The organism is Nonomuraea sp. NPDC050536 (genome assembly GCF_044457685.1).
Classification (GTDB): Bacteria; Actinomycetota; Actinomycetes; order Streptosporangiales; family Streptosporangiaceae; genus Nonomuraea.
In genome coordinates, this window is record NZ_JBITHD010000007.1 from 226279 (window position 1) to 247534 (window position 21256).

18 protein-coding genes are annotated in these 21256 nt (G+C 70.5%); 13 read left to right on the forward strand and 5 right to left on the reverse strand.

The window, feature by feature from the left end; translation table 11 throughout:
* Nucleotides 1-10: 10 nt before the first annotated feature.
* Entirely contained in the window at nt 11-1384 is a 1374-nt protein-coding gene (locus ACIBHX_RS21910; protein WP_397069003.1) for a PLP-dependent aminotransferase family protein, read from the reverse strand.
* A gap of 68 nt (nt 1385-1452) precedes the next feature.
* On the opposite strand from ACIBHX_RS21910, the gene ACIBHX_RS21915 reads away from it, so the two are divergent.
* Nucleotides 1453-2343: a DMT family transporter gene (locus tag ACIBHX_RS21915; protein ID WP_397069004.1), complete on the forward strand. Its 891-nt coding sequence runs from the start codon at nt 1453-1455 to the stop codon at nt 2341-2343.
* 174 nt (nt 2344-2517) lie between these two features.
* On the opposite strand, the gene ACIBHX_RS21920 is transcribed toward ACIBHX_RS21915, so the two are convergent.
* Nucleotides 2518-3726 (reverse strand): MFS transporter, encoded by a 1209-nt coding sequence (locus ACIBHX_RS21920; protein ID WP_397069005.1) that lies wholly within the window; start codon nt 3724-3726, stop codon nt 2518-2520.
* Between the two features lie 330 nt (nt 3727-4056).
* Nucleotides 4057-4890 (reverse strand): enoyl-CoA hydratase/isomerase family protein, encoded by an 834-nt coding sequence (locus ACIBHX_RS21925; RefSeq protein WP_397069006.1) that lies wholly within the window; start codon nt 4888-4890, stop codon nt 4057-4059.
* Between the two features lie 555 nt (nt 4891-5445).
* Here ACIBHX_RS21925 and ACIBHX_RS21930 point away from each other — a divergent pair.
* Together ACIBHX_RS21930 and ACIBHX_RS21935 are read left to right on the forward strand one after the other, a co-directional pair.
* Entirely contained in the window at nt 5446-5961 is a 516-nt protein-coding gene (locus ACIBHX_RS21930; RefSeq protein ID WP_397069007.1) for a TetR/AcrR family transcriptional regulator, read from the forward strand.
* Between the two features lie 311 nt (nt 5962-6272).
* Nucleotides 6273-7916, forward strand: a complete 1644-nt coding sequence (locus ACIBHX_RS21935) for a fumarate hydratase (RefSeq protein ID WP_397069008.1) — start codon at nt 6273-6275, stop codon at nt 7914-7916.
* Nucleotides 7917-8597: 681 nt separating this feature from the next.
* Here the strand turns inward: ACIBHX_RS21935 and ACIBHX_RS21940 are convergent.
* Nucleotides 8598-8786 (reverse strand): DUF5999 family protein, encoded by a 189-nt coding sequence (locus ACIBHX_RS21940; RefSeq protein ID WP_397069242.1) that lies wholly within the window; start codon nt 8784-8786, stop codon nt 8598-8600.
* A 685-nt stretch (nt 8787-9471) separates the two neighbouring features.
* On the opposite strand from ACIBHX_RS21940, the gene ACIBHX_RS21945 reads away from it, so the two are divergent.
* From ACIBHX_RS21945 to ACIBHX_RS21965, 5 genes are all read left to right on the forward strand, one after another.
* Nucleotides 9472-9951 (forward strand): superoxide dismutase, encoded by a 480-nt coding sequence (locus tag ACIBHX_RS21945; protein WP_397069009.1) that lies wholly within the window; start codon nt 9472-9474, stop codon nt 9949-9951.
* Between the two features lie 70 nt (nt 9952-10021).
* Nucleotides 10022-11113: a serine/threonine-protein kinase gene (locus tag ACIBHX_RS21950; protein ID WP_397069010.1), complete on the forward strand. Its 1092-nt coding sequence runs from the start codon at nt 10022-10024 to the stop codon at nt 11111-11113.
* Nucleotides 11114-11147: 34 nt separating this feature from the next.
* Complete coding sequence (locus tag ACIBHX_RS21955; protein ID WP_397069011.1) at nt 11148-12719, forward strand: protein kinase; 1572 nt, start codon at nt 11148-11150, stop codon at nt 12717-12719.
* Between the two features lie 166 nt (nt 12720-12885).
* Nucleotides 12886-14271 (forward strand): class II fumarate hydratase, encoded by a 1386-nt coding sequence (locus ACIBHX_RS21960; protein ID WP_397069012.1) that lies wholly within the window; start codon nt 12886-12888, stop codon nt 14269-14271.
* Nucleotides 14268-14429 carry a hypothetical protein gene (locus tag ACIBHX_RS21965; protein WP_397069013.1) on the forward strand — a complete coding sequence of 54 codons (162 nt, stop codon included), beginning with the start codon at nt 14268-14270 and terminating at the stop codon, nt 14427-14429. The genes ACIBHX_RS21960 and ACIBHX_RS21965 overlap by 4 nt, the downstream gene beginning before the upstream one ends.
* A gap of 199 nt (nt 14430-14628) precedes the next feature.
* Here ACIBHX_RS21965 and trpD read toward each other — a convergent pair whose 3' ends face one another.
* Complete coding sequence (gene trpD, locus ACIBHX_RS21970; RefSeq protein WP_397069014.1) at nt 14629-15669, reverse strand: anthranilate phosphoribosyltransferase; 1041 nt, start codon at nt 15667-15669, stop codon at nt 14629-14631.
* 226 nt (nt 15670-15895) lie between these two features.
* Between trpD and ACIBHX_RS21975 the strand changes: the two genes are divergently transcribed.
* The 5 genes from ACIBHX_RS21975 (at nt 15896) to ACIBHX_RS21995 (ending at nt 21160) form a co-directional block, all read left to right on the forward strand.
* Nucleotides 15896-16096, forward strand: a complete 201-nt coding sequence (locus ACIBHX_RS21975; RefSeq protein ID WP_397069015.1) for a hypothetical protein — start codon at nt 15896-15898, stop codon at nt 16094-16096.
* Between the two features lie 175 nt (nt 16097-16271).
* Nucleotides 16272-17024 carry a 3-hydroxybutyrate dehydrogenase gene (locus ACIBHX_RS21980; RefSeq protein ID WP_397069016.1) on the forward strand — a complete coding sequence of 251 codons (753 nt, stop codon included), beginning with the start codon at nt 16272-16274 and terminating at the stop codon, nt 17022-17024.
* Nucleotides 17024-18862 carry a helix-turn-helix domain-containing protein gene (locus tag ACIBHX_RS21985; protein WP_397069018.1) on the forward strand — a complete coding sequence of 613 codons (1839 nt, stop codon included), beginning with the start codon at nt 17024-17026 and terminating at the stop codon, nt 18860-18862. Before ACIBHX_RS21980 ends, ACIBHX_RS21985 begins: the two co-directional genes overlap by 1 nt.
* A gap of 31 nt (nt 18863-18893) precedes the next feature.
* Entirely contained in the window at nt 18894-20168 is a 1275-nt protein-coding gene (locus tag ACIBHX_RS21990; protein WP_397069019.1) for an MFS transporter, read from the forward strand.
* Nucleotides 20165-21160 (forward strand): alpha/beta fold hydrolase, encoded by a 996-nt coding sequence (locus ACIBHX_RS21995; RefSeq protein ID WP_397069020.1) that lies wholly within the window; start codon nt 20165-20167, stop codon nt 21158-21160. Before ACIBHX_RS21990 ends, ACIBHX_RS21995 begins: the two co-directional genes overlap by 4 nt.
* Nucleotides 21161-21256: the final 96 nt, after the last annotated feature.

A 21256-nucleotide genomic window follows, 5' to 3' on the forward strand; every position in this document is an offset into this window, starting at 1 on the left:
ACCTTCCACCTCAGTCAATAGTTTGTCCTGACATTCTGACTTTTAGTCCTTGTACGGCGGCCGCCGTCCGGTGGGCCGGGAAGCGCGCGAAGCCGACCACGATCGCGGGCGGGCCCGGCGTGGACCGCAGCGGGCCGACGGCCTCGGCGGGCAGCCCCAGCCCGCGCGCGGCGGCGACCAGCGCGTTCTCGTCCCAGGTGGCGGGCAGTTCGAGGTAGGCGTGCAGGCCCGCCTGGATGCCACGGACCCGGACCTCGGGCAGGTGCTCGGCCAGCGCCCTGACCAGCACGTCCCTGCGCGTCCGGTACTCGCGGCGCATCCTGCGCAGGTGCCTGTCGTAGCCGCCGGTGTGCATGAAGTGCGCGAGCGCGTACTGGTCGATGACGGGAGAGCCGAGGTCGAACTCGGCCCTGGCCCGCTGCAACTGCGCGGCGAGATCGGGCGGGGCCACCACCCAGCCGAGCCTGAGCCCGGGCGCCAGCGACTTGCTCGTGCTGCCCGCCAGGATGACCCGGTCGGGGGCCAGCCCCTGCAGGCAGCCGACCGGGTCGCGGTCGAACCTGAACTCGGCGTCGTAGTCGTCCTCCAGCACGAACGCGTCGTGCGCGTGCGCCCACTCCACCAGCGCGGTACGGCGTCGCGGCGACAGCACCACACCGGTCGGGTACTGGTGCGCCGGGGTGACCAGCGCCGCGCCGGCCGCGGGGAGCCGGTCGACCCGCAGGCCCTCGCCGTCCACGGGCACGGGCACGAGCTCGGCGCCCGACCTGCGCAGCAGCGGGACCTGGCGGACGCTGGTGGGGTCCTCGATGGCCAGCTTCAGCCCGGCGCCGAGGACGGCGAGCACGAGGCTCAGGGCCTGGGCCACGCCGCCGACGATCACCAGGTTGTCCGGGCGCACGTCGGCGGCCCTGACCCTGCGCAGGTACCCGGCCAGCTCCTCGCGCAGCTCGACGACCCCGGCGGGGTCGGCGTAGTCGAACGCGTCGGACGGCAGCGTGGTCAGCACGTGCCGCACCGAGGCCAGCCAGCGCTGCCGGGGGAAGCCGCTGAGGTCGGGGCTGGTGGGGCGGTGCCCGTAGTACGGGCATTCCGTATCGGCCCCGGGCTCGACGACGGGCCGCGGCGGGGCGGGTTCGAGCGCGCGCGCCACGTGGGTGCCCGCACCGACCCTGGAGACCAGGAATCCCTCGGCGACGAGCTGCTCGTAGGCCTCGACCACGACGCCGCGTGAGACCTGGAGGTCGGCGGCGAGGTCGCGGGAGGCGGGCAGGCGCGTGCCCGGCTCGAGCCGCCCGAGCCGGATGGACTCCCGCAGCTCGCAGGCGATCTGCCCGGCTATGGCGCCCTTGGCGCGATCTATGGTGACGTGGAGGTCGGCCACATTGGACCTCCCTTTCCTGCGTTCATTGGCCTGATCAGGAGAACCATTCTCTCAATACCATCCGGAAGGTGAGAAACGGAGCCATCGGCGCGGCGTGCGCCATGTTCGCCGTCGGGACGCTCGCCGGGGTCTCGGGGCTGGTCAAGGACTATCCGGTGTACGGCGGGCAGGCGGTGCGCTACCTGGTCGCGGCCGTCATCCTGCTGGTCGTCACGCGGGTGCTCGGGCTCCGCTTCGTCCGGCTCACGGTCAGGGAGGTGCTCTGCCTGGCCGGGCTCACGCTGCTCGGGCTGGTCATCTTCAACGTCTGCATCGTGGAGTCGACCCGCGCCTCGGGTCCCGCGCTGGTCGGGACCGTGCTCGGGACCGTCCCGCTGTGGCTCGCGCTGGCCGGCGGGCGGCCGGCGCCGCGCCTGCTGGTGGGTGCCGTGATCGTGGTCGCAGGGGCGACGCTGGCCACCGGGCTGGGTTCGGGCAGCCCGACGGGACTGCTGTGGGCGCTGGGCGCGCTGGTGGGCGAGGTGAGCTTCTCGATCCTGGCCATTCCGCTGCTGCCCAAGCTCGGGGCGATCCGGGTTTCCGCCTATTCGACGGCGCTGGCGGTACCGCTGCTGGCCGTGATCGGGGTGGTCAAGGAGGGGCGTGGGATGTTCAGGGCGCCGACAGGACCGGAGGTGTTCGGGTTCGGGTACCTGGCGCTGGTGGTGACCGTCGTCGCGTTCTTCCTGTGGTACTCCTCGCTGCCCAAGCTGGGCCCCGGGCGCGCCGGGCTGTTCGCCGGGCTCATCCCCGTGGGTGCGATCGTCACCGGGCTGGTGCTGGGGATCGCGACGCCGTCGGCCTACGACCTGCTGGGCGCGGGCGTGGTGATCGCGGGCATCCTCGTGGGGCTCACCGCGAAGCGAGCCCCCGAGGCTGTTCCGGCCGTCGTCACTTCGTCGGCCACTGGCCGTTCTTGATCCCGTACAGGACGATGGCCACCGTGGTGATCCCGATGCCGGCGACCACGAGGAATCCGATGATCATGGCCATGATCTGTCCGATACTCATACTTGGGAAACGTTGCCGACGCCCCTCCCGGTCTCCCGACATTCCCAGATTTATCGAGACATTGCGTGATGCGCGCCGTACCTTTAACGAACCGACCTGATGGGCAGTACGGCGAGCGCGCCCGCCAGGCAGAGCACCAGCGCCACCCCGAACAGCGGCGCGTAGCCGCCGCCGATCTGGATCACCGCGGAGGCCACGAACGGCGCCGCGATCTGCGGCCCGGCGGCGGCGACGTTGAGCACGCCGAGGTCCCGCGCGGCGTCCTCCGGGTTCGGCAGCACCAGCGTGGCCAGCGCGATGTCGACCGCGAAGTACAGCCCGAACGCCGAGCCGTGGATCATCGCGAACACCATCATCAGGCCCCAGCCGGGGGCCAGCAGCGGGATCAGCAGCGCGAGCGAGGCCACCACGCCGGCCACGGTGACGAACGCCTTGCGGCGGTTCAGCTTGTCCGATAACGGGCCGCCGACCAGCGTGGCGACGATCGAGCACGCCGTCGAGATCAGCGTGATCCTGGCCACCGCGTCCGCCGGCTTCATGCCCGGCGGGAGGCCGACGTAGTCCTTGAGGATGTACAGCAGGAAGCTCAGCACCATGAAGTAGCCGAGCACCATGAGCGTCCGGCCGATGAACACCCACATGAAGTCCCTGTGCCGCATGGCCGACAGGAACCTCGGGCGCTGGGCGACCGTGTACTCGACCGGGCGCGAATCCCTGGCGAACACCGACACCAGCACCGCCGCACCCACCACCAGCGCGCCGAACAGCAGGTAGCCGAGCGGGATGTTCGCCGCGAACCGGGCGGCGATCAGGGTCCCGATCACGCCGCCCAGGGACAGCATGATCCCCAGCACCGCCGAGGCGGTCCCCCGGTTGTCCTCCGGCACGCGGTCGGGGACGATCGCGGTCAGCGCGGACTGGAACAGGTTCATCATGGCCTGCGCCAGGCACCACCCCACGGCCAGCGCGAACAGCGACCGCGCGCCGGCCATCAGCGCCATCGCGCCCAGCGCCGCCACCGACCCGCCGATCATCCACGGCACCCGCCGCCCGAACCGCGACCGCGTCCTGTCGGACAACGCGCCGCCCACGGGGTTGAACACGGTGGCGAACACCGCGCCGATCCCCGAGATCAGACCCAGGCTGGACACCTTGCCCGCCGGGTCCAACTGCTCGACGTTCAGGCCGAGCAGCACGCCCACGCCTGCGTAGAGGGCGAACATGACGGCATTCGCAACCCCGAGAACCGGCAACAACCGCCCCAACCGCACCGGGGCCGCGACCTCAGTCATGCCCGAACCATAACTTGCCTACCGAGCACTCGGTAGGCCCAAGCCTCCTCCCCTTCCCGCCCCCGCCCGTAGCCCCTCCCCGCGCGGCGGCCTCCCCACAAAGGCGTGACATAGAGGGAGCTTTGTGTTCCGGGTCTCCTCTACTTCACGTTCCTGTACACCAAGCTCCTGTACGGCTAGCTCCTGTACGGCAAGCCGCCGCCACCGGCCGCCTTCCGCACTTCGGCCGAGGACCCGCGCCCGGCGCTCCCGGCGAGTCGCTGACAGTTGCCCGCCGCAACGGCACTTCGTCACCCAGGCACCACGGCCCCCTGCCCACCGCACAGCGTGCTAGGGAGTGAGGCCGTCGGCGGCGATGGCGAACATTTCGTGGGCGACGCCGAAGCCGAGGTCCTGGACGAGGCGGCGCTTCCAGGGGCGCTGGATGATGGCGTGGCTGAGGCGGCGGGCGGCGCGGGGAGCGCGCATGATGTGCTCGGCGAGTTCCCAGGCTCGGGGGACGAGGCGGTCGGTGGGGAGGACCTCGTTGACCAGGCCGAGTTCGAGGGCCTGGTGGGCGCCGATGGGCTGGCCGGTGTAGAGGTGGTAGGCGGCGCGCTTGGCGCCGAGAAGTTCCTGGAGCGTGAGCTGCTGGCCGTCGCCGGGAGCCACGCCGGTGATCACGTGTGGGTCGATGATGGTCGCCGTCTCCGAGGCGAGCGTGATGTCGCACAGCAGGGCGAACTCCGTGTGCGCCACGCTGGGGCCGTTGATCGCGGCGATCGTGGGGATGTCGATGGCGAAGACGAAGTTCTCCAGGAGTTTGACCGCGTCGTAGTAGGTGTGCTCGTAGGCGAAGTCCTTGGGGCGCGGCTCGGCCATGAAACGGTGGGTCGCCTCGGGTGAGGCGTCCTGCACGCCCAGCCATTCCTCGCCGGTGCCGGTGAGGATCATGACCTCGTTGTCGGGGTCGTTGCCGATCTCCTGCCAGGCCTGGCCCCACGCGTTGTGCACGGCGAAGTCGAACATGGCGGGGCCACCGTCGGTGTGCATGCGGAGCTCGATGATGCCGTCGCGGCGTTGCATGACGAAGTAGTCGGCGTACTTCTCCGAGTACTCGGAGAAGTCGGGGCGCTTGACGTAGCCGCCCATGCGGGCGTGCCAGCCGTCCAGTTCCTTGGGCATGGGGGTCTCCTCGCGTATCGTTAACCGGAGCAGTGCTCCGATAATACGGAGCGGTGCTCCGGTTGGCAAGGGACGGGGCTCTGGCATCCTCGACGAGGACTCCCACCGCACGCCCCAGGAGGGACGAAGCCCATGAACCACGAAAGCCCCCCACCCCCGAAATCCCAGGAACCCACGGACCCCGAGAGCCCCACGCCCACGGGGTCCCGGAGTCCCATGTCCGGGAGCCCCATGGCCAAGGGATCCGAGGGTTCTACGCCCACGGAATCGCGGGTATCCACACCTGCGGACCACGAGGGGCTCAGGCTCACAGGCGCCCAGCACGAGGGGTATGAAGGGTCCGCGCCTGCGCGTTTCGAAAGCGCCGCGGGCACCGAGCGCGCTAGGGGCTCCGAGAGCACCACAAGCCCCGAGAGATCCAGAGACTCTGAGAGCACCGCGAGCCCCGAGAGATCCAGGGACTTGGAGAACACCGTGAGCTCCGGAAGCTCCACTGATAGACCTGCGGAATCGGCGGGATCCAGGCGGACCGATGCGCGGCGTAACCGCGATCAGGTGCTGGCCGCTGCCCGGGCTACCTTCGGCGAGCAGGGCACCGAGGCTTCACTGCGGGAGGTGGCGCGGCGGGCCGGGGTCGGGATCGGCACGTTGTACCGGCACTTCCCCACCAGGGAGGCGCTGCTGGAGGCACTGCTCGCGGACGCGTTCGACACGCTGCACGCTCAGGCCGGCGAGTTGGCGCGCACCCGGGAGCCCGGGGGCGCGCTGGTCACGTGGGTGCGCGAGCTGGCCGTGGGTTCGTCGCGGTACGAAGGGCTACCCGCCTCCGTGCTCGCCGCCCTCCACGATCCCGCTTCTGACCTGCACGCCTCGTGCAAGCGCCTCGGGAGCGCGGCCGCCGACCTCCTGTCCGCCGCCCAGCAGGCGGGCGAGATCCGCGCGGACTTGACGCCCGGGGAACTCCTCGTCGCCGTCAACGCCATGGCCTGGGCCGCCAAGCAAGCCGCCCAGCCCCCAGACCGCTACCTCAACCTTCTCCTCGAAGGCCTAGCAGCACGCCAGGCCACCTGAACCCCCAGGATGCGCGTACGGCACGCCCACCCGAACCCAGCAACCCGCAGCCAGCTGCAGGGACTCGGAGGTGAGGGATTCGAGGGTGCAGCGACTCGGGGGGTGCAGGGAGTCGCGGGGTGCACGGACTCGGGAGTGTGACGACGGGAATGCGGTAACGCCACCGAACCTGCTCATGCCGGCGGAACTCGGGATTCGGGTGGGGGGATCCCGGGCGGTGGGAGGCGGGTGTTCGGGTCCGGTGGGGACGTGGGAGGTGGGCTTGCCGTACGGAAAGGAGGGCTAATCTCTAGGGGACTGAAAGGACGAGCATGCCCGAGTTCGACTACACCGACCTTCTGCCGCTGGGCGCCGATGAGACCGAGTATCGGCTGATCACGACGGAGGGGGTGCGGACGGTCGAGGCTGCGGGGCGCACGTTCCTGGAAGTCGAGCCGGAGGTGTTGCGGCTGCTGACCGAGACGGCGATCCACGACATCTCGCACTTCCTGCGCTCGTCGCACCTGGCGCAGCTGCGGAAGATCGTCGACGACCCCGAGTCCAGCGGCAACGACCGGTTCGTCGCGCTCGACCTGCTCAAGAACGCCTCGATCTCGGCCGGCGGCGTGCTGCCGATGTGCCAGGACACGGGCACGGCGATCGTCATGGGCAAGCGCGGCCGGCACGTGCTGACCGACGGCCGCGACGCCGAGCACATCTCGCGCGGCGTCTACGACGCCTACACCAAGCTGAACCTGCGCTACTCCCAGATGGCGCCGCTGACCATGTGGGAAGAGAAGAACACCGGCAGCAACCTGCCCGCGCAGATCGAGCTGTACGCCGAGGGGGACGACGCCTACAAGCTCCTGTTCATGGCCAAGGGCGGTGGGTCGGCGAACAAGTCCTTCCTCTACCAGGAGACGAAGGCGGTGCTGAACGAAAAGCGGATGCTCGCCTTCCTCGAGGAGAAGATCCGCTCGCTGGGCACCGCGGCCTGCCCGCCGTACCACCTGGCCGTGGTTGTGGGTGGGACGTCGGCGGAGTACGCGCTCAAGACGGCCAAGTACGCCAGTGCCCGCTATCTGGACTCGCTGCCGACTGAGGGCTCCGCTTCGGCGCACGGCTTCCGTGACCTGGAGATGGAGGCCAAGGTCTTCGAGCTGACGCAGAAGCTGGGGATCGGGGCGCAGTTCGGCGGCAAGTACTTCTGCCACGACGTGCGCGTGATCCGGCTGCCGCGCCACGGCGCGTCCTGCCCGGTGGCGATCGCGGTCTCCTGCTCGGCCGACAGGCAGGCGCTTGCCAAGATCACGCCGGAGGGTGTGTTCCTGGAGAAGCTGGAGACGGACCCGGCCCGGTTCCTGCCGGAGACCACGGACGAGCACCTCTCCGACGATGTCGTGAAAATCAACCTCAACCGCCCAATGCCGGAAATCTTGGCAGAGTTGACGAAGTATCCGGTCAAGACGCGACTTTCCCTCTCCGGGCCGCTGGTCGTGGCCCGCGACATCGCCCACGCCAAGATCTCCGACCTGCTCGACAGCGGCGGCGAGATGCCGCAGTACCTCAAGGACCACGCCGTCTACTACGCCGGGCCCGCCAAGACCCCCGAGGGCTACGCCTCCGGCTCATTCGGACCCACCACGGCCGGCCGCATGGACTCCTACGTGGCCCGCTTCCAGGAGGCGGGCGGCTCGATGATCATGCTGGCCAAGGGGAACCGGTCCAAGCAGGTCACCGAGGCGTGCCAGCAGTTCGGCGGCTTCTACCTGGGGTCCATCGGTGGGCCCGCGGCCCGGCTCGCGCAGGACTGCATCAAGCATGTGGAGGTCCTGGAGTATCCGGAGCTCGGCATGGAGGCCGTCTGGAAGATCGAGGTCGAGGACTTCCCGGCCTTTATCGTGGTCGACGACAAGGGCGACGACTTCTTCCAGGACAAGACGGGCCCCGCCCTGACAATCGGCCGCCGCCTCTAACCCGCCACAGGCACTGGCAAGGGCGTTACGACCGGCCGCGCGACCCACTTGGCACGCACCTGGCCCCAATGGGGCTGGGCCTTCCGCAGCAGACGTGAAGGCGGCGAGCCTCGCGGGGATGTCCGGCATGGCACAGGTCTCCCGGAGACCGCAGAGGATCGCCCGTGGTCGCGAGGGCCAGGGTGCGACGCGCAGATCCCCCTCGGGGAGCGCGCACCTGGCCCTCAGGGGCCGCCGGCCCTTCCAGAGCAGCGGCCGAGGAGGCGGCGCGGTCGCCAGGAGAGGCGAGCGCGTCGACCGCGGCGCATGCCTTGGGAGTCACGGTGGCAGCGCGCACCCAGCAGGGCTGTCCGGCGTGGCAGAGGTCGCTCGGACGGGCGGCCGAGGGTCGAGCCTGGTCGCGGTAGAGCGAGGCCGCGACGGGCACGCGGTGAGGGCGGGATTGTCGGCCTTGGCGGCTCTCAAGAGTCATGGCAGACGCGGCGCATCACCCGCGTGACGCGCCTGCTCGGCCTTTGGGCCGCCATTTCGCCGGAGGGAGGCAGCGCGTTCAGTCTCTACGCGCGGCGCGACCAGCCAGGCCCGGACCCAACCGCGGCGGGCGCGAAGACGGCGAGCTCTGCCTCAGACGTCGCCGGGATGTCCAGCGAGGCCGCGGGTCGCCCGGGTGGGGGCGGGGGGTCAGGCTGCGACGGGGGATCGGTGGGGGGCCACGATGGTGCCGTCGGGGAGCAGCAAGCCCGTGTCCTCGAAAATCACGATGCCGTTGCACAACAGGCTCCACCCCTGGTCGGGATGGGCCGAGATCACGTGCGACGCCTCACGGTCGGGTGAGTCGGCACTGGGGCAAGGTGGGTTGTGACTGCACATCATGCACCTCTCAGATGGCGCTCCTGATTCCTGGTCAAAAGGGCAGAACTCGCCCCGATGGCGTGCGAAGGTCCAGCGAAGCTCTGGTCGGCTTACTCTGCCGGCGACGAACCCGGATCTTGCGCATTCTCATCACGTCCTTAGCAGCTTCATTGGCGCATGTCTTCATACTGACAACGTGCACCGACAGTTCTGCGGCTCAATGAGAAGCATGCGCGCCACCACTTGCAATTCCGTTAAGGGTCTCTTGCCGCCGACTCGCCACCCGTGACGTGACGCCCAGTCACGGCACTCCGGCTTGGGCGTGATGCCCACCCTGCACGGCCGCTGACCTGCGATTTCCTCGCTCTGGTACGGCAAGCCGCCCCACCCGCCACCCGCCGACACCGGCTCATGTCCCGGTCAAGTCGACACGCCAGGGCGGAGTGGTAACTCGCCGCCACGACAAAACGTGAACGTGGCCGCAGGGTTCGGCGTAAGAAGGCGAGCACGCATGCGATCTACCGAAAGGCCCGCCCGTTTTCAGCAGGGAGACCACCCACGGCTCCCGCAGCCTGCCGTACACCGGAAGCAAACCAGAGGTGGTGCTGAAGCCCGCCCGCGCTGGACCCAGCTCCAAGGATTGGACCTAGGCCGCAAGTCTGATGCAGTTGCGTATTACTTGCAATAGTGTCGGGTCCCTGGAGTGGAACGCCTGGCCGAGGCCCGCGACAAGGGCGAGTTCGGCAACCTCGCGGGTCTGGAGAAGACCTTCGCGTTCAACCTCTCCGGCCACGTGCTGCACTCGATCTTCTGGGAGAACCTCTCCCCCGACGGCGGCGACCGCCCCGACGGGGCGCTGCGGGACGCCATCCTCAAGAACTTCGGCACGTTCGAGGCATTCCAGAAACAGCTGACCACCGCCACGACCGGAGTGCAGGGCTCCGGCTGGGGCGTGCTGGCCTGGGAGCCGCTCGGCCGCAGGCTCGTCGTCGAGCAGATCTACGACCACCACGGCAACGTGGGCATGAACACCACGCCGCTGCTCGTCTTCGACGCCTGGGAGCACGCCTACTACTTGCAATATCGCAACGTCCGCCCCGACTATGTGGACAGGCTGTGGAGCCTGGTCAACTGGGCAGATGTGGCACGCAGGTCCGCTGACGTGACGAGTCAGACTGGTTGACTTAAGTTCGCAACATTTTATCGGCCCGGCCTCTACAGGTCGGTTTACCCAAATAGGTAAGCTGCCAGGCATGCGTGCGCCCTCCGGTTACCTGCTAGCCGCGCGCTACCGGCTGTTGGAGCCGGTTGGCCGCGGCGGAATGGGCACCGTTTGGCGGGCACACGATGAGCTACTCAACCGTGACGTAGCGGTCAAGGAGGTCCGGCTTCCGACCGTTCTGGACGAGGAGCTCCGGGCCGAACTGTGCGCCCGCACCGAGCGCGAGGGCCGGGCGACCGCCATGGTCGCGCACCCCTCGGTCATCACCGTCTTCGACGTCGTCACCGAGGACGACCGGCCCTGGATCGTGATGGAACTGCTCCAGGCCAAGTCGCTGGAGCAGCTCATCCAGGAGCACGGACCGCTCCCCCCGCGCAGGGCCGCGGAGATCGGGCGGCAGATCCTGGGCGCCTTGCGCGCCGTGCACGCCAAGGGCATCCTGCACCGCGACGTGAAGCCCAGCAACGTGCTCGTCACCGAGGACCGCGCGGTGCTCACCGATTTCGGCCTGGCCGCATTGGAGGGCGACGTCTCGATCACCCAGGCCGGCATCGTGCTGGGCTCGGCCGGCTACATCGCCCCCGAGCGGGTGCTCGGCTCCAAGGCCAGCCCGGCCGGCGACCTGTGGTCGCTCGGCGCGACCCTCTACACCGCCGTGGAGGGCAGGGGCCTGAGCGGCAGGCGTACGGCTGCCGCCGCGCTGGCGGCCCTGACCAGCGGCGAGCCGATCCCGATGACGAAGGCGGGCCCGCTCGCCCCGATCCTGGACGCCCTGCTCCGCATCGACCCGGCGACCAGGCTCGACTCGGTGCGCGCCTCGCTCATGCTCACCCGCGTGGCCGCCGGCGGCTCGGCCGAGGAGCCGCTGGCCCCGCGCAAGAGCGGCCGTCCCGTCTCAGTGATCACCGCGCCGGCTTTCGCACGTAGGCCCGCGCATCGCGGGCTGCACCGGGCCGAGGCCACCGCGGCGGCGCTCGCCGTACCCGAGCCGAGGCAGGGCTCGCACAGGAAGCGCGTCGAGCCCCGACCTGCTCCGTCCGCTTATGCCCGCTTCAAGGCGACGGTGATAAAGTTGTGTCTTCCTCGGCGGTTCTGGCCAAGAGAACTTCGCAAGCGAGGGTAAAGCACTTCCTAAGCGAAATAGATATCTTCTTCTCATGCCGGAACAGCAGACACGCCTGCTCGCGGAGCGCTACGAGTTGATAGCGCCCCTGGGTCGGGGGACCATGGGCACCGTGTGGCGCGCCAGGGATCGCGCCCTCGGACGCGAGGTGGCGGTCAAGGAGATCCGACAGGATCCCGGCCTCACCGAGGAGCAACGGGGCGAGCTCCGCGAACGCATGGTGCGCGAGGGCCGTATCGCCGCCCGCATCAACCACCCGTCGGTGGCCTCCATCCACGACGTGCTCGTCTACAAGGACAGCCCGTGGATCATCATGGAGCTGGTCGAGGCCCGCTCGCTCGAGCAGGTGATCGACGAGGAGGGCCCGCTGCCGCCCCGGCTGGTGGCCGAGATCGGCGTGGACCTGCTCGGCGCGCTGCGCGCCGCGCACACCCAGGGCATCACGCACCGCGACGTCAAGCCAGGCAACGTGCTCATCACCGAGACCGGCCGGGTGGTGCTGACCGACTTCGGCATCGCCAAGGCGGAGGGCGACTCCCGGCTCACCAAGACCGGGATGGTGATCGGGTCGCCCGGTTACACGGCTCCCGAACGCGCCAGGGGCGAGTACACGGGTCCCGAGTCCGACGTCTGGTCGCTCGGGGCGACGCTCTACTTCGCGGTCGAGGGGCGGCCCGCCTACGAGCGGGCCACGATCTCCGAGACGCTGGCGGCGCTGCTCAGCGAGAACGCCGACCCGCCCACGCAGGCCGGGCAGTTGCGGCCGGTGCTGACCGGGCTGCTCAACAAGGACTACAGGAAGCGGCTGAGTGCGGCCAAAGCGGAGACGATGCTGCGGATGATCGCTGACACGCCCACCAACGACATGCCCGCCATCACCGGCGACGAGCCGCCCGCCGTACCGGCCCCCAAGCCCGCGCAGGCACCGCGCCCCCAGCAGGGCTCGGGTCCCCAGCAGGCACGCACAGGTGGGCCCGCCCCGGCGCCCGGGTCGCAAGCCGCAGGCCTGTCGCAGGGCTCCCCCGCCCGGCCGGACGTCTTCGCACCACGCGCGAACGCGCAGGGTGCGCCTCCGGTCCCGCCCAGTGCCGCGCCGAACGGTCCCGGCGCTCACTTCGGCCCTGGTCCGGATGCCGAGCGGGCAGCGCCTCAGGGCTTCGCGCAAGGGCCTCCCGCTCGCCCGGGTACCCCCGCGCCCGGTGCGAACGCGGTGCCAGGGTCGCCCGGCCCCGCCGTACCCGCCGCGAGCCCGCAGGCGTATGACCCCGAGCGGACGATCAGCGTGGCACGGCCGAAGAAGCCGCTCCCCCAGGGACGCGAGAGCCGGATGCCGCAGAGCGGGCCGCCCGGGCAGCAGGTGTACCCGATCCCGGCCGGGCAGACCCCGCCGCCACCGCCACCGATGCAGCAGCCGCCCATGCCGATGCCGCAGCCACCGCAGGAGGTGCGTGAGCAGAAGGGGCTGGGCACCGACTTGTTCGCCATCGCGAACGGCCCCGAGCAGCGCCCGGCGGGCAACCGCACGGGGATGCTGATCCTGATGGCCGTCGCGGCCTTCGCCGCGGTCGTAATCGCCATCCTGATCGTCGCCGCCCTCTCGAGCTGAGGCGCCCTCTCAGCCTGAGTCGCTCTCTCGGGCTGAGGCGCCCTCTCAGGCTGAGCCGCCCTCCAGGTTGAGCACCAGAGTTCGCCGCTTCACAGGCTCAGCACCCATGGGCTGAGCCGAAAGCCCTCTCCAAGGAAGGCCGGAACGGGTGCGCCAGACTAGGGGTATGAGCGAGTTCCGGATAGAGCATGACTCGATGGGGGAAGTCCGCGTTCCCGTGGGGGCGAAGTGGCGCGCGCAGACCCAGCGGGCGGTGGAGAACTTCCCCGTGTCGGGACGGCCGCTCGAGCCGTCGCACATCGCCGCGCTCGGCCTGGTCAAGGCGGTGGCCGCCGAGGTCAACGGCGAGCTCGGCGTGATCGACAAGGACCTGGCCGAGGCGATCGCGCAGGCCGCCGCCGACGTGTCGGAGAACGAGCACGACTCGCACTTCCCGCTCGACGTCTTCCAGACCGGTTCGGGCACCTCGTCCAACATGAACGCCAACGAGGTGATCGCCAGCCTGGCCGAGGAGCGGCTCGGCCGGCCCGTGCACCCCAACGACCATGTGAACGCCTCCCAGTCGTCCAACGACGTGTTCCCCACCTCGATCCACGTGGCGGCGGCCACCGAGGTGACCTTCCACCTGCTGCCCTCGCTCGACCACCTGGCCACCGTGCTGCGGGGTAAGGCGGCCGAGTTCTCCGACGTGGTCAAGTCCGGCAGGACCCACCTGATGGACGCCACCCCGGTCACGCTCGGCCAGGAGTTCGGCGGGTACGCCTCCCAGATCGAGCATGGACTCGCCCGTGTCAGGTCGGCCCTGGAGCGCGTGCTCGAGCTGCCGCTGGGCGGCACGGCGGTCGGCACCGGCATCAACACGCCGCCCGGCTTCGCCGAGCGCGCCATCGAGAAGCTGCGCGACGCCACCGGGATCCCCTTCGTCGAGGCGCCCGACCACTTCGAGGCGCAGAGCGCCCAGGACTCCATCGTGGAGCTCTCCGGCCAGCTCAAGGTCGTGGCCGTCTCCCTCAACAAGATCGCCAACGACCTTCGCTGGATGGGCTCGGGACCGCGCGCAGGCCTCGGCGAGATCAACCTCCCCGACCTGCAGCCCGGCTCGTCGATCATGCCTGGCAAGGTCAACCCGGTCATCCCCGAGGCCACCGCGATGGTCGCCGCCCAGGTCATCGGCAACGACGCCGCCATCACCTTCGCCGGCGCGTCGGGCACGTTCGAGCTCAACGTGCAGCTGCCGGTCATCGCCCGCAACATCCTGGAGTCGATCCGCCTGCTGGCCAACGTCTCGCGCCTGCTCGCGGACCGCTGCGTGGCGGGGATCACGGCCAACGTGGAGCGCCTGCGGGAGTACGCCGAGTCGTCGCCGTCGATCGTCACGCCGCTCAACAGGTACATCGGCTACGAGGAGGCGGCCAAGGTCGCCAAGCAGGCCCTGGCCGAGCGCAAGACCATCCGCGAGGTGGTCATCGAGCGCGGCCACGTGTCGTCAGGCAAACTCACCGAAGCCCAGCTCGACGCCGCCCTCGACGTGCTGTCCATGACGCATCCTTGATCACTGCTGACGGCGGGCCACCGCATCCGGCCGCCCGCCGTACAGCACCCTTGATCGCTGCTGTACGGCAGGCCGCCACCGGCCGCCCGACGTACTCCCTGTTACGGGATCTTGTACGGCGGGCCACCGCCACCGGCCGCCCGCCGTACTCCGGCTGAGGGCCCGTGCCCGGCGCTTCCGGCGAGTCGGTGACGGTTGCCCGCCGTCACGGCGCTTCGTTGACGGGGCACCACGGTCCCCCTGGCCCGCCGCACATTGCGCCGGACAACCGCCACACACCTTCTCGCCGACCCCGGCGCGGGAAACCCGCCCGGGGGCGAGGGGCTTCTGGTCGTCGGGGGCCTTCTCGCCAGGTGGTTAGCGGAGGCGTTGGGTGGTGGTGGTCCAGTGGGTTAGGAGGGTGGCGGCGGCGCCGGAGTCGATGGCTTCTGTGGCGCGTTTGTAGGCCTCTGCGAGGGTGGGGGTCAGGTCCTGCGGGATGGGGGTGCCGTCAGCGGCGACGATGGCGGCGGCGGCGTTGAGGAGGACGATGTCGCGGACCGGGCCCGGCTCGCCGGAGAGGGTGGCGCGGGCGACTGCCGCGTTGTGCGCCACGTCGCCGCCGCGCAGGTCGGCCACGGTGGAGCGGGGGATGCCGAGGTCGGCGGGGTCGAAGCGGGTTTCTGTGGCGCTCCCCCGGCGTACCACCCAGATCGTCGAGGGACCCGAGGTGGTCAGCTCGTCCAGGCCGTCGTCCCCGCGGAAGACCAGCGACGAGCCGCCCCGCTCCGCAAGCACCCCGGCGATGATCCCGGCCATGCCCGGGTGGAAGACGCCGACCGCCTGGGCGGCGGGCAGGGCGGGGTTGGTGAGCGGCCCGAGGAAGTTGAAGACCGTGGGCACCCCGAGCTCCCTGCGCGCCCCGGACGTACGGCGGAAGGACGGATGGAAAGTCGGCGCGAAGCAGAACGTGATCCCCACCTCCTCCACCACCTCGGCCACGGCCGCCGGCGGCAGGTCGATGACGACGCCCAGCTCCTCCAGCACGTCGGCCGCGCCCACCGCCGAGGAGGACGCCCTGCCGCCGTGCTTGACCACCTTCACCCCGGCCGCGGCGGTCACGACGGCGGCCATGGTGGAGATGTTCACGGTGCCGGACAGGTCGCCGCCGGTGCCGACCAGGTCGACCGTGTCGCCGGGGATGCGGATCGCCGACGAGCGCGCGAGCATACCGTCGGCCAGGCCGGACACCTCAGCCACGGTCTCGCCCTTGGCGCGCAGCGCGATGGCGAACCCGGCGATCTGGGCGTCGGTCGCGGTGCCGGACATGATCTGGTCCATCGCCCACGCCGCCTCGCGGCTGGACAGGGATCGGCCGTCGAGCAGGGTGCCGAGCAGGGCCGGCCAGGTGCTGGTCACGGGACGCCTTTCTGTTCTTGCTCGACAGGGCGCCCGGAACGCGAGAGGCCGCCTCGTCGAGGCGGCCTGGGTGCGCTTCTGCGTCGTGGGTCCGCCTACCTGGCGGGCCACCACGAGTACAAGAACGCGTTCATGAACCCAACGTTAGCAGGCACCATGGATCAGTACGATCTCGCCTCAGTTGTACGGCGAGCCGCCACCGTAGATCCGCACGATCTGGCCTCGGATGTACGGCGCCGCCACCGTGGATCCGCACGATCTCGCCTCAGTCGTACGGCGAGCCGCCGCCACCATGGATCCGTACGATCTCGCCTCGGCCGTACGGCGGGCCGCCGCCACCGGCCGCCCGCGGTACTCCGGCTCAGGGCCTGTGCCCGGCGCTTCCGGCGAGTCGAGGACGCTTGCCCGCCGTCACGGCGTGTCGTGATCGGGGCACCACGGTCCCCCTGACCCGCCGTACCACGCCTCACCGACCCCGGCGCGGTGAGGTGGTCTTGGCTCGGTGGGGAGAGGTGGGCCGTGGCTGAGGGCTATAGGGGCGGGTGGATATGTGTGTGTGGGACCCATGCGGGGGGATGGGCGGAGGAACTATCGTCGAAGGTATGGCGAAGGAGCTGACCGGGCGAACCGCCTTGGTGACGGGGGCCGGGGCCGGGATCGGGGCGGCGTGTGCGCGGCGGCTGGCGGCCGACGGCGCCCGGGTGCTGGTCGTCGACAGGAACAAGGAAGCCGCGGAGGAGGTGGCGGCCGAGATCGGGGGCGGGCCGGTGGCCGCCGACCTGTCGGATCCGGGGTTCGTCTCGGCGTTCCCCGACGAGCGCGTCGACATCGTGGTCAACAACGCGGGCTTCCAGCACGTGGCTCCCATCGAGGAGTTCCCGCCCGAGGTGTTCGCCACGATGCTCAAGGTCATGGTGGAGGCGCCGTTCCTGATCGCGCGCCACGTGCTGCCGGGGATGTACGCCAACGGGTGGGGGCGGATCGTGAACATCTCCTCGGTGCACGGGTTGCGGGCCTCGCCGTACAAGTCCGCCTACACGACGGCCAAGCACGCGCTGGAGGGCCTGTCGAAGGTGATCGCGCTGGAGGGCGCCGAGCACGGCGTGACGTCGACCTGCGTGTGCCCTGCCTACGTGCGGACCCGGCTGGTCGAGGACCAGATCGCCGACCAGGCCAGGACCCACGGCATCGAGGAGAGCCAGGTCGTCGAGGACGTCATGCTCAAGCCCGCCGCCATCAAGCGCCTGATCGAGCCGGAGGAGGTGGCGGAGCTGGTGTCCTACCTGTGCGGGCCGGCGGGCTCGTTCATCACCGGCGTCTCGCTGCCCATGGACGGCGGCTGGACGGCCAGGTAGTGGCGAGACGCTTTCTCGAACTGCTCGCCAGGGAGGCCTCGGCGGTCGAGTTCGAGGGCCCGGTGCTCGAGGCCAGGGCGTCCGGCGCGGACGCGGCGACCCTGGAGGAGCTGGAGCGCGCCAAGGTCGAGGCGCTGAAGGTGCGCGAGCTGCTGCGGCGCAGGGCCAGGCGCGAGGCGGAGCTGAGCGCGCTCTACGACACCGCGGGCGACCTGGCGGCGCTGCGCGACCTGGACGCCGTGCTCGAGGCGATCGTGCACCGGGCCAGGCAGCTGCTCGGCACCGACACCGCCTACCTGACGCTGCACGACCCGGACAGGGGCGACACCTACATGCGGGTGACGTCCGGCTCGACGTCGGCTGCGTTCCAGTTGCTGCGCCTGGAGATGGGCGCGGGCCTGGGCGGGCTCGTGGCGCAGAACGCCATGCCGTACTGGACCGCGAACTATCCGGCCGACCAGCGCTTCCGCCACACCCGCAACATCGACACCGCGGTCGACGAGGAGGGCCTGATCGCGATCCTCGGCGTGCCACTGCGGCTGGGGCAGCGCGTGATCGGGGTGCTGTTCGCGGCCAACCGGGGCGTCAGGCCGTTCCTGCAGGAGGAGGTGGCGCTGCTGGCGAGCCTGGCGGCGCACGCGGCCGTCGCGATCGACAACGCCCGGCTGCTGCAGGAGACCAGGAACGCGCTGGAGGAGCTGTCGCGGGCGCATCGCAGCGCCAGGGAGCACGGCGAGGTGGTCGAGCGGGCCGCGCTGGCCCACGACCGGATGACCTCGCTGGTGCTGCGCGGCGGCGGCATCGAGGACGTGGCGGCCGTGGTGACCGAGGTGCTGGGCGGCTCGCTGGCGGTGCTCGACGACCTGGGCAGGCCGATCACCGGCGACGTGGGCACGCTGGACGCCGGGGTGTTCGAGGCGGCCCAGGCCTCGCGGGCGCTGGGCCGTACCGTCAGGAGAGGCGACCTGCTCATCGCGTCGGTCGACGTCGGCGGCGAGCCGCTGTGCACGCTGATCCTGCGCAGCGACGACGCCGACGAGCGGATCCTGGAACGCGCGGCGCTGGTGTGCGCGCTGCTGCTGCTGTTCAGGAGGAGCGTGGCCGAGGCCGAGGGCCGGGTGCGCGGCGAGCTGCTCGACGACCTGATATCCCGCCCCGAGTCCCCCGGGCTGGCCGACCGTGCCCGCAGACTGGGCGTCGACCTGACCGCGCCGCACGTGGTCGTGGTGGTCAGGCACGACGGGCAGCGCGAGCGGGCGGCGTTCTGGGCGTCCTCGCACGCGACGCTGCACCACGGGCTGGCCGCCGCCAGGGGCGAGGAGGTCGTGCTGCTGGTGCCCGGCGACGATCCGGGCGCGATGGCCAGGAAGATCGCGGCCGAGCTGGGCTCGCGGGCGACCGCGGGCGCGGCCCGCTCACGCGACGTGGCGCACGCCTACCAGGAAGCACGCCGCTGCGCGGAGGCGCTGATCGCGCTCGGGCGCGCGGGTGACGGGGCGAGCGCGGCCGAGCTGGGCTTCGTCGGGCTGCTGCTGGGCGAGGGCAGGGACGTGCCCGGGTTCGTGGGGTCGGTGCTCGGGGCGGTGGTGGACTACGACGCGCGCCGGGGCACCGCGCTGGTCGACACGCTGGCCGCCTACTTCGCCTCGGGCGCCTCACCGTCGCGGACCGCCGAGACGATGCACATCCACGTCAACACCGTCACCCAGCGCCTGGAGCGCGTCGGCAAGCTGCTCGGCGAGGGGTGGCTGGAGCCGGAGCGGGCGCTGGAGATCCAGCTCGCCCTGCGGCTGAACACCATATCGGGCACGAAGAGTATGGGGTTTCCACCCATATGAGTGATGCCGGTCACTCCCTACCGTGACCGGCATGGCCACTTCTATCAAGAAGATCGTCGCCGCGAGCCTGATCGGCACCACCATCGAGTGGTACGACTTCTTCCTGTACGGCTCCGCCGCCGCGCTGGTGTTCAACAAGCTGTTCTTCCCCGAGGCCGACGCGCTCACCGGGACGCTGCTGGCGTTCCTGACCTACGCCGTCGGCTTCATCGCCCGCCCGCTCGGCGGCCTGGTCTTCGGCCACTTCGGCGACCGCGTCGGGCGCAAGACGCTGCTGGTGGTCAGCCTGCTGATGATGGGCACGGCCACGTTCCTGATCGGCTGCCTGCCCACGCACGCCTCCGTGGGCGCCGCGGCGCCGCTGCTGCTGACCGCGCTCCGGCTCGTGCAGGGCTTCGCGCTGGGCGGCGAGTGGGGCGGCGCGGTGCTGATCGTGTCCGAGCACGGCGAGGCCGAGCGGCGCGGCTTCTGGGCCTCGTGGCCGCAGGCGGGCGCGCCGGGCGGCAACCTGCTGGCCACCGGCGTGCTGGCCATCCTGGCCGCCACGCAGTCGGACGAGGCGTTCCTGAGCTGGGGCTGGCGGGTGCCGTTCCTGCTGTCGGGAGTGCTGGTGCTGATCGGGCTGTGGATCCGGCTGTCGATCACCGAGTCGCCGCTGTTCCTCGAGGCGCCGAAGGAGGAGCGGGCGCCGATCGTCGGCGTGCTCCGCCACCACTGGCGCGACGTGGTCGTCGCGATCGGCGCGCGGCTGGCGGAGAACATCTCCTTCTACCTGCTCACCGTCTTCGTGATCGCCTACGCCAAGACCGTCAAGGTGGACAACTCCACCGTGCTGGACGCCATCCTCATCGCCTCGGCCATCCACTTCGTCACGATCCCGATGTGGGGCGCGCTGTCGGACCGCGTCGGCCGCCGACCGATCTACCTGGCGGGCGCCGCCGGCATCGGCGTCTGGATCTTCGCGTTCTTCCCGCTGGTCAACACCGGCAACTTCCTGGCGATCACGCTGGCGGTCACGGTCGGGCTGCTCTTCCACGGGATGATGTACGGCCCGCAGGCGGCCTTCTTCTCCGAGCTGTTCGGGACGAGGATGCGGTACACGGGCGTGTCGATCGGCGCCCAGCTGTCCGCGATCGTGGCGGGCGCGCTGGCTCCGATCATCGCCGTGGCCATGCTCAAGGCCTACGGCAGCAGCGTCCCCATCTCCATCTACCTGGCGATCGCGGCACTGCTCACCCTCTTCGCGGTGTTCAGGGCCAGGGAGACCCAGGGCCGCGACCTGGCCGAGAGGATCACAGTCTCATGAAGCTCACCACCCCGAGGCTCACCCACCACATCAGGACGTCGGCCACCGAGGACGGCGAGCCGGTGCTCTTCGTGCACGGTAACGTCTCCTCCGGCGCGTTCTGGCGCGACAGCATCGCCGCGCTGCCCGAGGGATTCCGCGGCCTGGCGCCCGACCTGCGCGGCTTCGGCGAGAGCGACCCCGCGCCCGTCGACGCCACCCGCGGGCTGCGCGACTTCTCCGATGATCTGGGCGAGCTGGCCGACGCGCTCGGCCTGGAGCGGGTCCACCTGGTCGGCTGGAGCATGGGCGGCGGGATCGTGTTGCAGCTGCTGCGCGACCGTCCCGCTCTGGTCAAGAGCGTCACGCTGGTCAACCCGGTCTCCCCGTACGGCTTCAGCGGCACCGAGGGCGCCGACGGCCGCCTCACCCACCCCGACGGCACGGGCGCGGGGGCCGGCGCCGCCAACCCGGACTTCGTCGAGCGGCTCAAGGCGGGCGACACCTCCGACGAGTCCCCCACCTCGCCGCGCAGTGTCTTCCGCGGCGCCTACGTCACCCGCCCGGTCGAGGACGAGGACTTCTACGTGGCCTCCATGCTCACGACCGTGGTGGGCGAGGCCAACTACCCGGGAGACCCGGTCACCTCGGCCGAGTGGCCCGGTGTGGCCCCCGGCAAGACCGGCATTCTCAACGCCCTGGCACCCACCTACTTCCGGCTCGACAACCTGCACGAGATCGAGCGGAAGCCGCCGATCCTGTGGATCAGGGGCGCCGACGACGTGATCGTCTCCGACACGTCCCTGTTCGACCTGGCCCATCTGGGCGCGCTCGGTGTCGTGCCCGGCTCCCCAGGCACTCCCGCCCAGCCCATGGTCACGCAGATGCGGGCCGTACTGGAGCGGTACGGCGACTACCGGGAGATCGTCTTCGACGGGTGCGGGCACACGCCGCACCTGGACAGGCCGGACGACTTCGCCGCCGCGCTGATCGAGCACCTGAGGAGCGCCTGATGCTCGTCGCACTGTCGCTGGCGGCCAGTCTGCTCACCCGCCCTGGATGATCTTGTACGGCGCGGCCGTCCTATCGCCAGTCACCGTACTCCGGCT

Bases quoted from the DNA above. Each gene is read 5' to 3' on its own strand.
- ACIBHX_RS21920 (WP_397069005.1), bottom strand. From the start codon at position 3,726: ATGACTGAGGTCGCGGCCCCGGTGCGGTTGGGGCGGTTGTTGCCGGTT.
- ACIBHX_RS21925 (WP_397069006.1), bottom strand. From the start codon at position 4,890: ATGCCCAAGGAACTGGACGGCTGGCACGCCCGCATGGGCGGCTACGTC.
- ACIBHX_RS21935 (WP_397069008.1), top strand. From the start codon at position 6,273: ATGCCCGAGTTCGACTACACCGACCTTCTGCCGCTGGGCGCCGATGAG.
- ACIBHX_RS21940 (WP_397069242.1), bottom strand. From the start codon at position 8,786: ATGTGCAGTCACAACCCACCTTGCCCCAGTGCCGACTCACCCGACCGT.
- ACIBHX_RS21950 (WP_397069010.1), top strand. From the start codon at position 10,022: ATGCGTGCGCCCTCCGGTTACCTGCTAGCCGCGCGCTACCGGCTGTTG.
- ACIBHX_RS21955 (WP_397069011.1), top strand. From the start codon at position 11,148: ATGCCGGAACAGCAGACACGCCTGCTCGCGGAGCGCTACGAGTTGATA.
- ACIBHX_RS21960 (WP_397069012.1), top strand. From the start codon at position 12,886: ATGAGCGAGTTCCGGATAGAGCATGACTCGATGGGGGAAGTCCGCGTT.
- ACIBHX_RS21975 (WP_397069015.1), top strand. From the start codon at position 15,896: ATGTACGGCGCCGCCACCGTGGATCCGCACGATCTCGCCTCAGTCGTA.
- ACIBHX_RS21980 (WP_397069016.1), top strand. From the start codon at position 16,272: ATGGCGAAGGAGCTGACCGGGCGAACCGCCTTGGTGACGGGGGCCGGG.
- ACIBHX_RS21990 (WP_397069019.1), top strand. From the start codon at position 18,894: ATGGCCACTTCTATCAAGAAGATCGTCGCCGCGAGCCTGATCGGCACC.
- ACIBHX_RS21995 (WP_397069020.1), top strand. From the start codon at position 20,165: ATGAAGCTCACCACCCCGAGGCTCACCCACCACATCAGGACGTCGGCC.